The sequence below is a fragment of the Prevotella multiformis DSM 16608 genome (genome assembly GCF_000191065.1).
Lineage (GTDB): Bacteria > Bacteroidota > Bacteroidia > Bacteroidales > Bacteroidaceae > Prevotella > Prevotella multiformis.
Map to the genome: position 1 here is coordinate 320,288 of NZ_GL872282.1, position 14,506 is coordinate 334,793.

The 14,506-nt window shown below is 52.6% G+C and carries 9 protein-coding genes and 1 tRNA gene; 5 read left to right on the plus strand and 5 right to left on the minus strand.

What is annotated here, in order from left to right; translation table 11 throughout:
* Positions 1 to 310 precede the first annotated feature (310 nt).
* Positions 311 to 1,351: an asparaginase gene (locus HMPREF9141_RS01355; RefSeq protein ID WP_007366595.1), complete on the plus strand. Its 1,041-nt coding sequence runs from the start codon at positions 311 to 313 to the stop codon at positions 1,349 to 1,351.
* Between the two features lie 287 nt (positions 1,352 to 1,638).
* On the opposite strand, the gene HMPREF9141_RS01360 is transcribed toward HMPREF9141_RS01355, so the two are convergent.
* The 4 genes from HMPREF9141_RS01360 to HMPREF9141_RS01375 all read right to left on the minus strand — a co-directional run bounded on the left by HMPREF9141_RS01360 (position 1,639) and on the right by HMPREF9141_RS01375 (position 6,921).
* Complete coding sequence (locus HMPREF9141_RS01360; RefSeq protein ID WP_007366596.1) at positions 1,639 to 2,556, minus strand: dihydrodipicolinate synthase family protein; 918 nt, start codon at positions 2,554 to 2,556, stop codon at positions 1,639 to 1,641.
* 85 nt (positions 2,557 to 2,641) lie between these two features.
* A complete protein-coding gene (locus tag HMPREF9141_RS01365) occupies positions 2,642 to 3,868 on the minus strand; it encodes an MFS transporter (RefSeq protein WP_007366597.1) in 1,227 nt (408 codons plus the stop codon).
* Positions 3,869 to 3,896: 28 nt separating this feature from the next.
* Positions 3,897 to 4,979, minus strand: coding sequence for a cyclically-permuted mutarotase family protein (locus tag HMPREF9141_RS01370; RefSeq protein WP_503121327.1), 1,083 nt, complete (start codon positions 4,977 to 4,979; stop codon positions 3,897 to 3,899).
* 691 nt (positions 4,980 to 5,670) lie between these two features.
* Positions 5,671 to 6,921: a phosphoglycerate kinase gene (locus HMPREF9141_RS01375; protein WP_007366600.1), complete on the minus strand. Its 1,251-nt coding sequence runs from the start codon at positions 6,919 to 6,921 to the stop codon at positions 5,671 to 5,673.
* Positions 6,922 to 7,400: 479 nt separating this feature from the next.
* Here HMPREF9141_RS01375 and HMPREF9141_RS01380 point away from each other — a divergent pair.
* Positions 7,401 to 7,476, plus strand: a tRNA-Lys gene (locus HMPREF9141_RS01380).
* Positions 7,477 to 8,053: 577 nt separating this feature from the next.
* Entirely contained in the window at positions 8,054 to 9,460 is a 1,407-nt protein-coding gene (locus HMPREF9141_RS01385; RefSeq protein WP_050788037.1) for an ATP-binding protein, read from the plus strand.
* Positions 9,461 to 10,002: 542 nt separating this feature from the next.
* On the opposite strand, the gene dinB is transcribed toward HMPREF9141_RS01385, so the two are convergent.
* Positions 10,003 to 11,097: a DNA polymerase IV gene (gene dinB, locus HMPREF9141_RS01390; protein ID WP_007366605.1), complete on the minus strand. Its 1,095-nt coding sequence runs from the start codon at positions 11,095 to 11,097 to the stop codon at positions 10,003 to 10,005.
* A 149-nt stretch (positions 11,098 to 11,246) separates the two neighbouring features.
* Between dinB and HMPREF9141_RS01395 the strand changes: the two genes are divergently transcribed.
* Both HMPREF9141_RS01395 and HMPREF9141_RS01400 read left to right on the plus strand, forming a co-directional pair.
* Positions 11,247 to 11,867 (plus strand): sugar transferase, encoded by a 621-nt coding sequence (locus HMPREF9141_RS01395; protein ID WP_040554325.1) that lies wholly within the window; start codon positions 11,247 to 11,249, stop codon positions 11,865 to 11,867.
* A gap of 6 nt (positions 11,868 to 11,873) precedes the next feature.
* Positions 11,874 to 14,495, plus strand: coding sequence for an SLBB domain-containing protein (locus tag HMPREF9141_RS01400; protein ID WP_007366607.1), 2,622 nt, complete (start codon positions 11,874 to 11,876; stop codon positions 14,493 to 14,495).
* Positions 14,496 to 14,506: the final 11 nt, after the last annotated feature.

The window sequence follows — 14,506 nt, forward strand, 5'->3', positions numbered from 1 at the left end:
CCAAGTCGGCAATCGTAACCATAAAATCAAACACCCCTTCGTACCTTTCCTATCTGCGGCAAATACCGGAAAGAATGAAACCCCACACCTAAGGAAGATGATTTTGTCCTGAACTCACATAAGTTTTAGATGCTTTTGCCATCTTTCCTCTCTTTCCTCTAAATGGAAAAGCATTTTCTTCATTCTACCGGCTTATAAATCACAGTTTTTATGTAAATTTGCAGAAGAAAAGCTGCGCTCGGCAAATCAGGAGCAAAAATCCTTTGCTATCGCTTATATTACTTTTGTAGAAACAACAAACTAATGCACAATGAACAGAACCAACAAAGTATTGCTCATTTACACCGGAGGCACCATCGGCATGGGGCGCAACCGGCGTACCGGTGCTTTGGAACCTTTAGACTTCAGTCATCTGGTTGACAATGTTCCTGAGTTCAAACTGATTCCGACAGAGGTGGACACCTATCAGTTCGACCCTCCCATCGACTCTTCCGACATGACGCACCTGCGCTGGAAGCAGCTGGTGAAGATCGTCTCCGACCGTTATGACGACTATGACGGCTTTGTCATTCTGCACGGTACAGACACCATGTCATACACGGCGTCGGCCCTGTCGTTCATGTTCGAGAACCTGACGAAACCCGTCATTCTCACCGGGTCGCAGCTTCCTATCGGGCAGCTCCGCACAGACGGAAAGGAAAACCTGATGACAAGCATCGAACTGGCTTCGGCACACCATAAAGACGGTACACCGGTGGTTCCCGAAGTGTGCATCTACTTCAGCGGGCATCTGCTCAGAGGCAACCGCTCAACAAAACAGAATGCAGACGAGTTCAACGCTTTCGACACTTTCAATTACCCTCACCTGTGCGAGGCCGGGGTCAACTTCACTTTCGACGAGCACCGTATCCTGAAACCTGATTTCACAAAACCGATGGTGCCGCATCTGGAACTGGACAACAATGTCATCATCTTCTCGCTCTTTCCGGGGATAGAAGAGCACCTGATTCACCACATGCTCGATGCACCGGAACTGCGGAGCATCGTGATGCGGTCTTACGGCAGTGGAAACGCCCCGCAGCAGCCATGGCTTATGAACCTGCTCCGCAAGGCTTCCGAGCGTGACGTGGTTGTGGTGAATATCAGTCAGTGCATCAGCGGACAGGTCGAAATGAACCGTTACGACACAGGCTACCAGCTCAAAGATGCCGGAGTGGTCAGTGGATATGACAGCACCGTCGAAGCGGCCGTAACGAAACTGATGTATCTGCAGGCGAAGTCCGACGACGTGAATTATATCCGGGAATGTATGAACCGGTCTATTGCCGGCGAGATAACCGTTACGACCTGACCCGGCCGGCAGACAGACTGCCTTCCCGTCTCCTTTTCCCATATGAAAGGGGCCGTACCAGAAGCACTCCCTGCTTCTGGTACGGCCCCTTCCAAGTTATGTTCCCATCCGGGAAAGACAAAAGACTTCCCCCTACGGAATCTGTCCGCCCGCCTGCGCTTGTATAAATGAATACGGCGGACAAGACGGAAAAGCATCGTGCCCCATGCCGGCCTCTCCATGGAGAGGCCGTTGTCTCCGATCTGTTTCCATGGCCTCATGGCAGACTGCCTGCCGCAGGAACAGACTCAGAACCTATTGCAACGTGCGAAGAAACCTATTTCCTCCAGTTCTTGCTTCATGCGCCCCTCTTCTTCGGCCGTCATGTTCTGGAACGGCACACGGTTAGGTCCCAGGTCGAAGCCAAGAAGTTTCATAATGCGTTTCCCACCGACAATATTGCCCCGGAAATGGCAGATAACATTGATGACCGCCTGTGAGAAGTTCTGTTTTTCCCTTGCCGTCTCGAGGTCGCCTCTGTTCCAGGCATCGATGATGCCGGTCAGTTCCCGGCCATTGTAATTGGTCGTCCCGCCGATGCCGCCACGTGCCCCGCCTTGCGCCAGACTGGGCAGAATCGTCTCATCCTGACCATGCAGCATATCGTACTTCCCATCCTTGTAAAGACGGCATTGGTTGTATTCGTAGAGGCTCTCGAAGGTGTACTTGATGCCTGCAAAGTTCGGAATACGGCCGTCGACGGCTTTCAGCAGATCGAGCATGGGCAGGAAAGCGCCGTTGAAAGCCGGAATGTGATAATAATAGAACGGCAGCGAAGGAGCGGCGGCAGCAATCGTCTCGCAGTACTTCACCAGCTCTTCGATCCGCCCGATTTTCGGGAAAGGAGGTGCCATGGCACCGATACCCCATGCCCCCGTCTTTTCAGCGTGTTCCGCCAGACGGACGCTCTCGCGCAGACAGCAGCTGCCTACGTGTACAATTACCTTGAAGTCGTCCGGTGCCGCCTGTATCCATCGTTCAGCCAGCTGCATGCGCTCTTCGGTCGTAAGCATATACCCTTCGCCGGACGAGCCGTTGATGAAAACTCCCTTCAGTCCGTTCTTCTTCAGCATGGCTGCATAAGCCCCGACAGGCTCAAGATTGACATCGCCATTTGCATGGAATGGCGTGAACGGTGCATCAATCAAACCGATTATCTTTTCCATAAGTCTATAATGTTTTTCTTGACAGGACACCTTCCCGGACCACACCCGACGGGGAGGAGCGGGTATACGGCCTGCCGCATCTTTTTCATTCCATATTGTCCGTCGTAGGCTTCAGACAGGAAAGCTGCAGCACCAGTGCCAGGACGACCACACTGCCCAGGATGGCGAAGCCAAGGCCGAGATTCCCTCCATCCGTCCATTTCCCCAACACCTGTGTGACGGCGGCACCGGCAAAGACACCGGTCATGTTCATGATGCCGTACGCCGTACTGCGGTATCTGGAGGAGATGAACTGGCAGAGAATCGGCATGTTGTTGGCATCAAAGATACCATAGCCCATGCCGAAGCACAGACCGGCCCCTACCACGGAGACAAGACTGTGTCCGAAGCCAAGGAACATCAACGCCGGAACCGTAAGGCCGAGCCCGATGGCACTGGTATAGATGCGGCCGCGCAGGTTGCGCTGCACCCAGCGGTCGGAGACAACGCCTCCGACAAGAACACCGACGAACGAAGAGACGGCAATGGTGATGGTAGACAGCGGGCCGGCACTCGACATCGGTATGTCCAGACTGCCGGCGAAGAGCGTCGGAAGCCAGTTCTTCGTAGCCCACCCCGGCAGGCTCGGTACAGCAAAATAGAAGAGGATCACCCAGAAAGCCCAGGTGGAGAAAACGACCGAGAGCCCACGGAAAGGATTGCAGTCTGCCTTTGTTCCTGCCTGACGGGGCTTCCCCCCTCCATGTCTGGGATTCTCTTTCAGGAGCAGAATCAGCACGAGGGAATAGCCGATTCCGACGATCCCGAACCATTGGAAAGCGGCATGCCAGGAGAGCATGGCGGCGAGTGTCGCGCCAAAGCCCCCGATGGCCTGGCCGATATAGAGCCCGGTCATGTGGATGCCGATCGCCAATGAGCGTGATTTCCCTTCGTGCCAGTCGGCGATGAGCGACAGGGCGGAGGGGATATACAGTGCTTCGCTGATGCCCATGAAAGCCCGTAGCCAGTAGAGCTGCTCGAAACTCCGGGCATACCCCATAAGGAATGTTACGGCAGACCATACGAAAATGCTGCCCACGACAAGCCACTTCCGGTTGACGCGGTCGGCGACAATGCCGGCAAACGGACTCACAATGCCGTAAATCCACAGAAAGACTGCCATCAGCGCACCGAAGGCTTCGGCACGGTTCAATTCGGCGATGTCTGCCTTCATGGCTTCCTGCATCGTCGACAGCATCTGCCGGTCCATGTAGTTGAGCAGTGCGACAAACCAGAGAAGGGCTACTAGTACCCAGGGATAATATTTCTTCATAACAGGTGATGATTTGCGTGGAAAAGGATTACCGGCTCTGACAGCAGAGGGGCGGGATTCGTACGATTCTGTTGCTCCTCACTCTTGGCTTCAGTTCGCCGCCGATCACATAGATGCCATGCCGTGTCGGTACCAGAGCTGCACCGGCACGGGCCGTCTCCCTGCTTTTACCGATAATGCTCCAGCCCTCCTTATTATATAATAAGGTATAAGGATTGAAACGATACCATGCTTCAGGATGATTCAGATAGCCGGCCTGCGGGTGATTGACAGCGGAAAGGAAAACGTCCTTGTTCACACCGCCCGCTACCAGAAAACTGTCTTTACTCAGCTGCACGGCGGCACCGCCTCCCACAAAAAGCGGCTCATCGCACGCGTCCTTCGGTCCCTCAAGCGGTTGCCATTCCTCCGTGGTCTCATCATATACACAGCCGGCCAGTGCCAGCCTAGCCTCTGCGCCGGCGGCAGCCGGTGCAAATCCTCCGAAGATGCAGAACCGGCGGTCGCCCATGCTGCCGGCTACCGGCTGTATGCGCATGATGCCGGGGAAAGGCTTTCTCTCCTTCCATCCTGCATCAGGACGGTCCAGGTCAAGACACAAGACACGGCAGGAGGGGCGCCCGTCCATCATGCCTCCCGCCACATAGAGACGGCGTCCGACCACCGCACCGGCCATGTTGTCCGCCGTACAGGGCAAAGCCGGCAAGGATGCGACCTGCGACCTGCCATTAACGAGGGTGATGCGATATACCGCCCTTTGGCTTCCCTTGCCGTTCATGCCTCCCGCGATGATCATGCTGTTGTCACAGCTTACGGCTACGCCATAAGCCGATGCGTCCGGCAGCTCACCGATCCGTGTCCACCGCAGCCGGTCTGCCTGGCCGATTCTTGCCGCATAGATTCCCTTGTAATATTTCTTCTTGCTGTCGGGAGCAAGCGTATTTACAGGGAAATTACAGCCTCCCGCCATAACGATGCAGTCTCCGATTCTGCCGGCATAGCAGGCTGACACGCCTTTTTCTATTCCGTCTTCTCCCATGGGGAAGCCGTCGACGGAAAGCACACTGTCTGCCTCACAGGCTCCCGATGTCAGTCCTGTCAGTAAAGTCATTGTTGTCATGATTAGGGTTTTCAATCTCATCTTTCAGGTCAAAGTGCAGTGCAGATTCAATTATAATACAACCATGTGTCTCCTTTTACTTACGGCGGTTCCTAAAAAATACCATTGAGACCCTTCCGTCTTTCAGGCGGGCAGATGTCGCCTGCCGCCTGGACTCCAAGACCTTAAACCACGGCCAACAGCATTAAAAAAAGTTCTTAACCCGCCAGGCAGATTTAGAAGAAGGCGAAAGGCGGTCAACCGGAAAACATTAAACTACACAACCAGAAACATCAGACGACAACAGGGGAAAAGCTCCCGACCGGCTGGGAATACTGTTCCCAACCGGTTGGGAATGTCATTCCCGACGGCCGGGAATGTTGTTCCCAACGGCCGGGAATGTCGTACCCGGCAGTCCGGCCTCCCGGAACCATGTAGAAAACAAAAAGCCACCATCTCATGTTGAGACAGTGGCCTGACTGGTTTTAGGCAGGTTCTATAAATTCCCTTTGCCGGCTTTTGCCTTTCAGACGGACAGACTCCGTTTTTTTCCTGGAAAGAGCATAGCGGACTATGCAATTGAAAGAAAAAGCGGAAGAGGCCGCATAATTGCAAAAAAGGCACAAAGCGTTGACAACATCCATATCGGCAGCTGACCGACACGGCAGGCTTATCCGGACATGCCTTTAAAAAGCGTCGCCTCTTACTTTTCGATTGCAGCTACACCGGGAAGCACCTTGCCCTCGATGGCCTCGAGCATGGCGCCGCCACCGGTAGATACATAAGAAACCTTGTCGGCAAGACCGAATTTGTTGACAGCTGCAACAGAGTCACCGCCGCCGACAAGCGAATAAGCACCGTTCTCCTGGGTAGCCTGAGCGACAGCCTTAGCAATCTCGCCGGTACCTTTTGCGAAGTTCTCCAGCTCGAAGACACCCACAGGGCCGTTCCAGAGAATAGTCTTAGAGGCGAGGATGATCTTCTTCCAGGCCTTGATGCTCTCCTCGGAAGCATCCATGCCTTCCCACTCGTCAGGAATCTGGTCGATGGGGAATGTCTTGCGTTCCGTATCGTTGGAGAAGTCCTTGCCGCAGACGGTAGCCACAGAGAGCGAGAGGTTGACCCCCTTCTCCTTGGCAGCGGCCATGACGTTCAGTGCCTCCGGCATCAGGTCGTCTTCATGAAGGGACTTGCCGATCTTGCCCCCCTGCGCCTTGATGAAGGTGTAACCCATACCGCCGCCGATGATGAGATTGTCCACCTTGTCGAGGAGATTCTTGATGACACCGAGCTTGGAACTCACCTTGGAACCGCCGATGATAGCGGTGAAAGGATGCTGTGCGTTCTTCAGCACGTTGTTGATGGCAGTCACCTCTTTCTCCATCAGGAAGCCCAGCATCTTGTGGTCGGCATCGAAGTAGTCAGCGATGACGGCGGTAGAAGCGTGCTTGCGGTGAGCCGTGCCGAAAGCATCGTTGACATAAACGTCAGCGTAAGAGGCGAGCTTCTTGGCAAAGTCCTTCTGACGGTTTTTCATTTCCGCCTTGGCAGCATCGTACTCAGGGGTGCCCTTTTCAACGCCGACCGGCTTGCCTTCCTCTTCAGGATAGTAGCGCAGGTTCTCGAGCAGAAGAGCCTCGCCGCCCTTCAAGGCAGCAGCCTCAGCGTCGGCGTGGCCTGCATCCTTGGCGAATTTCACCTCAACGCCAAGCGCGTCGCTTACGTTCTTGACGATCTGGCTCAAAGAGAGTTCCGGCTTTACCTTGCCCTTCGGCTTGCCCATGTGGCTCATCATGATGAGCGCACCGCCGTCAGCCAGTACCTTCTTCAGGGTAGGCAGTGCGCCGCGGATACGGGTGTCGTCGGTTACATGACCATTCTCATCCAAAGGCACATTGAAGTCTACGCGGACGATTGCCTTGTGTCCGGCGAAGTTGAAATCGTTAATTTTCATTTGTTTCTTTTTATTTAGTAACGTTGTTGATTTTTTACCGCAAAAATACTACTTTTTAATGGATTGGGGAAATCTAATACTATCTTTTTTGTGTAATATCGTGTAATACACCGTTAATGCACCAACCGCAAACCATGAATTCCAGGAAAGAATCCTTCTGCCCGGCTGTTTTCTGCGGGACATCCATGAGACAACTGCCTGCCGGAATGTTTTTCTTCCGGAATTTCAAAAGGGTCATCAGGAATTTGGAATGATGAGGTTTGTCTCGTGCGTTGATGACTTTGATGGAATATCAAACAGGGACAGGGAGTGAAGTGGAGGTAAGGCCCTATAACGGAGACACCGTCGGTGCGTGGAGCGGAGGTTATTGGAGAGTTCCAGACAGATTCCTAAGATTCCAAAAGAAAAGTCAGGAATAATTTGGTATTGTCGGGAAAACTCACTACCTTTGCACTCGCTTTTATGAAAAGGCATAGGGAGATCCGCTAGCTCAGCTGGTAGAGCACAACACTTTTAATGTTGGGGTCATGGGTTCGAGCCCCATGCGGATCACCAGATATTAAAAAGAGGGTTTCAGCAATGAGACCCTCTTTTCTGTTTATACACAGCCACTTGTTAGCTGAATGGTTATGCAGAATGTTGAACCTGGGGCTAACAGGACAAAGTAAGGGCGATTCGCCCATTACCAGGTGCTGTAACGATGTGCAAGAATCCATCTACTTCCATTGCACGATATCACTTGGGTAATCACATTTTCGTGATTTCACGGTTCGTTGCTGCAAAAATATAGACAAATAAATGGAGCAAAGAGAACAAAACCCGCAATCACTGCCAACCAACCAGCTATTTAACTTTTGAGTATAGGAGGCTACAGGATAGGATGTGATTTCCTTGGGAGTACCTTTTCCGTTTGTGCAGGCATAATCGCTTTTTCCAAGGTATATCTGTTTACAAGAGGAACATCATTCATGGGATTCACTCTACCTATACAGATATTATGTTTGGCAAACATTATCTTTCAAAAACATAATCCTATCGAGAATTAAAATTATCGGCAATATTGTGTGTGGATATGGACATAAAATATTATCTTTGCAAAACATAATGTTTGGCAAACATAATTATCCGTGACATGGAGTTTATAGATAGAATAGAAGAAACCGCTATGTTCAAGCGCACGCTGGGCCTTAGCCGACCTGTCCTTATCGTGATTTACGGTAGGAGGCGTATCGGTAAATCAGAACTCATCAAGCATGTTCTGACCGAACAGGATGTGTACCATCTGAGCGAGGAAGCACAGACGCAGCAGCAGATAGACTCTTTTGCCAAAACCGCTTCATTTACGTTTGACGGATTCGACCATGTAACCTACCATGATTGGGAAACGGTGCTCACCTCTATCAATCTATATGTCGGGGAAAACACATCGGTTTGCTTAGATGAGTTTTCGTATCTTGCCAAGAGTGATCCTACACTGCCTTCCATCATTCAACGATTGGTGGACAACAAAAAACTGAAATACAACCTGATTCTTTGTGGTTCCTCCCAACTGATGATGCACTCGTTGGTACTCAATGAAAAATCACCCTTGTACCAACGCTGTGCTTGGCAGCCAAAGCTGAAACCGCTGCGCTTACCTTACATTAAAGAGGCCTTGCATTGTTCCGACCAGGAGGCTGTTGAGGAATATGCCGTTTGGGGTGGCGTGCCACGCTACTGGAAACTTCGTGCCGACTTCGACAGTTGGGAAGAGGCGGTGCGCAATCTGTTAGTCAACAATTACGGCACACTGTATGATGAACCAACTCGGCTACTCCGTGATGAGCGTCGTGATACGGCCACTTCTTTCTCATTGCTCACCACAGTGGGTAATGGGGTAAACCGAATCTCAGAGATTGCTGGCCGTATGCAGCAGCCTGCGACCAACCTTTCCCAGCCCATCAGCATACTGACCGACTTGGGCTATGTGGAAAAAGATATACCCTTTGGCGACAATCCGAAGAGCAGCAAGAAGGGACTGTATCGCCTTGGTGACAACTTTCTTTCCTTTTATTATAGGTTTATCAATCCCAACAAATATCTTATCGAATTAGACCGTCAGGATCTCGTAATGGATATAATCCGTAAGGACTTCAGCACATACGTTGGTCAGGTATGGGAAAAGATCTGTCGCAACTTCGTAACAGGTAATGAAATCGATGGCGTAGTTTATGGCATCGCTTCACGATGGTGGGGCAGCATACCGAAAGAGGACGATAGCAACGATTATGAGCAGATTGAACTTGACCTTGTAGCCGAATCACTCGACAAGAGACACATTCTCGTGGCAGAATGTAAATGGCGAGAACGTGACGAGGCACTAAGCGTATATGAGCAATTAACAAGCCGTGCCAGCCGTCTACCCTTCGTAAAGAAGGGGCAAAAGGTACATACGGTGTTGTTCCTCAAAACTGAGACCCAAACCAATGTGCCATGTTATTATCCGAAGGACATCATCATGTCCATGCTTCAGCAAGATTCCTCAAATGACAAAGCATGATATCAACATTCTTTAGTCGGTAACTTTTGCAAAGTTCTGGAAACGCTATGCAAAGAAAGAGGTATAAAATCTTCACAAAGCATTGCACTGCCAATATCTAATGATAGGTATCAGGAAAACTTGACAATTGCCTGTTATAAGGAACTAAAATGGGATTTGAAACTTTCATGGATTGGCGAGCTTTGTATTGTTATTTAGAGGATTTCAGTTGTGCCGATAAAGTATCTTTCCAAAGAGCTTCATTCAGACTATTCCCCCGACAATGATCTTTGATTGAATTAACGGCAGATTTATTCTGGTTATTGCGACATACTGTGTAACAAGCGGATGACTGCCTTCATACGAGAAATGGTTTCCCGATGCCGATACCGCTAAAAACTTTGACGGAGTTTACTTTTCAGGCAGACAGAATCTGCTTCCTCCTGGCAAGGAAACAGCACGCCGGACGGTTGAAAGAGAATGCCGAAGATACAGCATAAAAGCAAAAAGGGGAAACAAAGAGCTGACAGGATTCTTCCATGCCGGCACGGCGGCAAGGAACCTCAGAACAGGTTTTCATCAAAAGGAAGCAGCCCTTCCCTCCAGACAGGCCTGCCGGGGGCATCCGCTTTTTCAATGACAGGCGACGAAACCGACAACCCCATCAGACGGACAGGCCGGTCATGGTATGCCGTCTCTCCCAGCAGGCGCTTGGCAAGCGGCAGAATATCGTCCTTGGTGCGAAGGACACGTTCCTGCGTCAGACTGCGTGTTATCTGTGACGCAGCATCCCATTTCAGCTTCAGCGTAAGCGTGCGTCCCTCAAAACCACTTCGTGCCAGCCGTTCGACAAGTTCCAGAACGATGTGATACAGCTCAATGATAATCTTTGACTCGACATGGATATCCTCCAGGAAAGTACGCTCGCAGCCCACCGATTTCCGTTCATGAAAAGCGACGACGCGCCGGTTGTCGATTCCGCGTGAAAAGTCATAGTAGACATGCCCCATCTTGCCGAACACCTGTACGAGGTGCCGGCGTGAGACCTGCCGCAGCTGTCCGCCGGTGAACACCCCCATGTCGTGCATACGCTTCGCCGTCTTCGGCCCGATTCCCCACAGCTTCTCCACCGGGAGACTGCCGATGAAACCGAGCGCACGGTCGGGATGCACCGTAAACAGGCCGTCGGGTTTGCGCATATCAGAGGAAATCTTCGCCAGCAGCTTGTTATAGCTGACGCCGGCCGAAGCGGTCAGCGAGGTGCGGTCAAGAATCTTCTGCTTGATTTCCCGGGCAATGTCCACCGCCAGTTCCATCCCTTTCTTGTTTTCCGTCACATCGAGGAAAGCCTCATCCAGCGAGATGGGCTCGACAAGGTCGGTATATTCGTGGAAAACAGCATGAATCTGCCGGGAGACGGCCTTGTACCTGTCGAAATGACAGGGGACGACGACCAGATGGGGGCAACGCCGCCTGGCCTGCGCCATCGGCATTGCCGAATGGACACCGAAAGGACGTGCTTCATAGCTGGCAGTAGAGACCACACCGCGCGGTCCGTCGAAGCCCACGGCGATGGGCTTCCCACGCAGTCCGGGATTGTCTCTCTGCTCCACCGAAGCAAAGAAAGCATCCATGTCAATATGAATTATCTTGCGCATTATGTCACAGTCCTTCCCCTGCAAAGATACAGAGAACAGAGGAAAGATAGGTATTTCTGACTGATAAATAAATAAAAAACCGTATCTTTGCAACAAAATAACGGAAATGGAGTTATTATAACAAAATGACTAAAGGAGACAAACTGGAAATGATAGAAGACAACGGACACGATGCCATGGGAAAGGTGCAACGCTGCATCAAACGAGGCTTCGACCTTGTGGCGGCCTTCGCAGGCATTGTCGTCTGCTCGCCGGTCTTCCTCATCATCAGTCTTCTCATTACGTACCAGGGCAACGGCCCGGTGTTCTTCCGGCAGATACGCATCGGCTACAAAGGCCGCCCTTTCGCCATCTTCAAGTTCCGCACGATGAGCAGTGTCGTCGAGGAAGAGGGACCGCAGCTCGTTGCCGGATGCGATGAGACGAACTCCACACGCTTGGAACAGTTCCTGCGCGGTCATCATCTGGACGAGCTTCCGCAGCTATGGAATGTGCTGCGCGGTGATATGTCGTTCGTCGGACCGCGCCCGGAGCGCAAGTTCTTCATCGACAAAATCATGGAACAGACCGACCGCTACCGTCTCATCTACCTGATGCGGCCCGGCCTGACATCGGAAGCCACACTCTACAACGGCTATACCGATACAATGGAAAAAATGCTCCGTCGCATGGAGATGGACATCCACTATCTGGAGCACCGCACGCTGCGGCTCGACCTGGTCATCATCGGCAAGACAATTCTCAACATCGCTACTGGAAAGAAATTCTAAACAAAAATGAAAAGATACATACTGTTCGTATTGCTCACGATATGCACCCTGAACGCCTTCGCACAGTCGTCCATGACGGACACACAGGTCATGGAGTTTGTGCAGAAAGAGCACAAGCGGGGGACATCCCAGGCACAGATCGTCACGAAACTCATGCAGAGCGGCGTGGACATATCGCAGATACGCCGGGTGAGGGACACCTACGAAAAGATGCAGAAAGGCAATGCCGCCTTCGGCGCGACAACCGAAAAGACAGCGGCCGACCGGAGCCGTACGAACAACGGACAGCTGCATCCGGGCAAGAGCAGACGGCAGATTGCCGATGCCACGCTCGACAGCTACAACACGGAAGAGCAGGAAGTAAACCGATACAGCGACGGGCGTGTGTCGGCGAACCGGTCATGGACAAATACCTACGACGAGAACGACGGCGAATACCTGAAGATGCAGGAGGAGATGAACGCCTGGATGCCGCAGGACACGGCCACGATGTACAACAACCTCCTGAAACAGCTGAGCCGCAACCGGAAGAAGGTATGGGGGCGTGACATCTTCAACAACAAGAGCCTCTCGTTCGAGCCGAACATGAACATGGCACTGCCCCGCAATTACCGCATAGGACCGGGAGATGCGGTATTCATCGACGTGTATGGCGCATCACAGAAATCTTACCAGACGACTGTCGCGCCGGACGGCATCATCACGCTGGACGGCTTCGGCCCTATTCAGGTGAGCGGACTGACCGTTGCACAGGCGAACAGCCGCATCCGGGAGAAACTGGGCCGGCGGTACAGCAGTTCGAGCATACGCCTCTCCGTAGGCCAGACACACACCATCATGGTAAACGTCGTCGGCGAGGTGAAGACACCGGGTACTTACACGCTGTCGGCTTTTGCCACCGTCTTCAATGCACTCTACATGGCGGGCGGTATCGGCGAACTGGGGACACTGCGCAACATCAAGGTATACAGAGGAGGATCGCTCATCAGTACGGTCGATGTCTACGATTTCCTGCGCCGCGGCCATCTGACCGGGAATGTACGGCTGGCGGACAATGATGTGATTGTCGTCGGTCCGTATGAGATGCTGGCACAGGTAAGCGGCAAGGTGAAACGTCCCATGTTCTACGAGATGAAGCGTGGCGAAAGCCTCGGCACGCTGATCAGTTATGCCGGCGGCTTCGCCGGCGATGCCTATACCCGGTCGGTGCGTGTACGCAGAAAGACCGGCCGCCAGTACTCCATCTTCAACGTCAATGAGTTCGATATGCGCAGCTTCCGTGTGTCCGATGAGGACTCGGTCAGCGTCGACTCCGTCATTCCACGGTACGAGAACATGGTCGAAGTGAAAGGAGCCGTGTTCCGTCCGGGGATGTATGAGGTCGGCGGACGCATCAACAGTGTGCGTGGACTGATTGAGGCGGCAGACGGACTGACGGAAGCTGCCTTTTCCCCGCATGCCGTTCTGCACCGTAAAAAGGCCGACCGGACACTGGAAGTGATTTCCGTTGACGTAGACGGTATTCTCACCGGACGTGTGGCGGACATCCCGCTCCAGAACGAGGATGTGCTCTTCATTCCCACCAAGACAGAGGTGCAGGAACAGCAGACCATCACCATCCACGGCGAGGTGCTCTATCCCGGTGTATACAAATATGCTGACAACGAATCGCTGGAAGACTTCATCCTGCAGGCCGGCGGACTGAAGCAGACGGCCTCGACGGTTCGTGTAGATGTGTCGCGGCGAATCAGCAACCCACAGGCTCTTGCCCCCGACTCTGTCATCGCACGTACCTACTCTTTCTCCCTGCGCGACGGATTCGTCATTGACGGTGCGCCGGGCTTTGTCCTCGAGCCGTTCGATGAGGTATATGTCCGCAAAAGTCCAGGCACGAATGTCCAGCAGAACGTAAGCATCGAAGGGGAAGTGGTGTTTGCAGGCAACTATACGCTGACCTCCCGCAGGATGCGTCTGAGCGACATCTTCAAGGCTGCCGGCGGCGGGACGGAACTGGCATATATAAAAGGCGCGCGGCTGGAACGCCGCCCGACACCGAGTGAACGCCTGCGCATGGAAGCTGCCTATAAGATGCAGCAGGAACAGCAGCGCAAGAACATGATCGACCTTGCTGTGAAGACGAAGAACGCCACCATTGTACAGGCGGTACAGGAAAACGACAAGAAGACGCAGGAGAAGTTCCAGGTACCCGACAGCTATCCCGTAGGTATCGAACTTGACAAAGCCATCGCCAACCCAGGGGGCGATGAAGATGTCCTCCTTCGGGAAGGCGACCGTATCATCGTCCCGCAATACAACGGAACTGTCAAAATCAACGGTGCCGTCATGTATCCGAACACTGTCGGCTACGTTGAAGGGAAGAGTGTCGCATACTATATCGACCAGGCCGGCGGCTTTGCCAGTGATGCGAAGAAAAGCAACACTTACATCCTCTACATGAACGGGATGCTTGCCAAGGTCGGACACAACGCCAAGGTACGTCCCGGCTGCGAAATCATCGTTCCTACGAAGATACAGAGCAGGATGAGCCTTGCCGAGACGCTCAGTGTCGGATCCAGTGCGGCCAGCATCGCAGCCGTCATCGCCACGATTGCCAGCCTCTTGAAATAGTAAAGAAAGGA

Bases quoted from the DNA above. Each gene is read 5' to 3' on its own strand.
- HMPREF9141_RS01355 (WP_007366595.1), top strand. From the start codon at position 311: ATGAACAGAACCAACAAAGTATTGCTCATTTACACCGGAGGCACCATC.
- HMPREF9141_RS01360 (WP_007366596.1), bottom strand. From the start codon at position 2,556: ATGGAAAAGATAATCGGTTTGATTGATGCACCGTTCACGCCATTCCAT.
- HMPREF9141_RS01365 (WP_007366597.1), bottom strand. From the start codon at position 3,868: ATGAAGAAATATTATCCCTGGGTACTAGTAGCCCTTCTCTGGTTTGTC.
- HMPREF9141_RS01370 (WP_503121327.1), bottom strand. From the start codon at position 4,979: ATGACTTTACTGACAGGACTGACATCGGGAGCCTGTGAGGCAGACAGT.
- HMPREF9141_RS01375 (WP_007366600.1), bottom strand. From the start codon at position 6,921: ATGAAAATTAACGATTTCAACTTCGCCGGACACAAGGCAATCGTCCGC.
- HMPREF9141_RS01385 (WP_050788037.1), top strand. From the start codon at position 8,054: ATGGAGTTTATAGATAGAATAGAAGAAACCGCTATGTTCAAGCGCACG.
- dinB (WP_007366605.1), bottom strand. From the start codon at position 11,097: ATGCGCAAGATAATTCATATTGACATGGATGCTTTCTTTGCTTCGGTG.
- HMPREF9141_RS01395 (WP_040554325.1), top strand. From the start codon at position 11,247: ATGATAGAAGACAACGGACACGATGCCATGGGAAAGGTGCAACGCTGC.
- HMPREF9141_RS01400 (WP_007366607.1), top strand. From the start codon at position 11,874: ATGAAAAGATACATACTGTTCGTATTGCTCACGATATGCACCCTGAAC.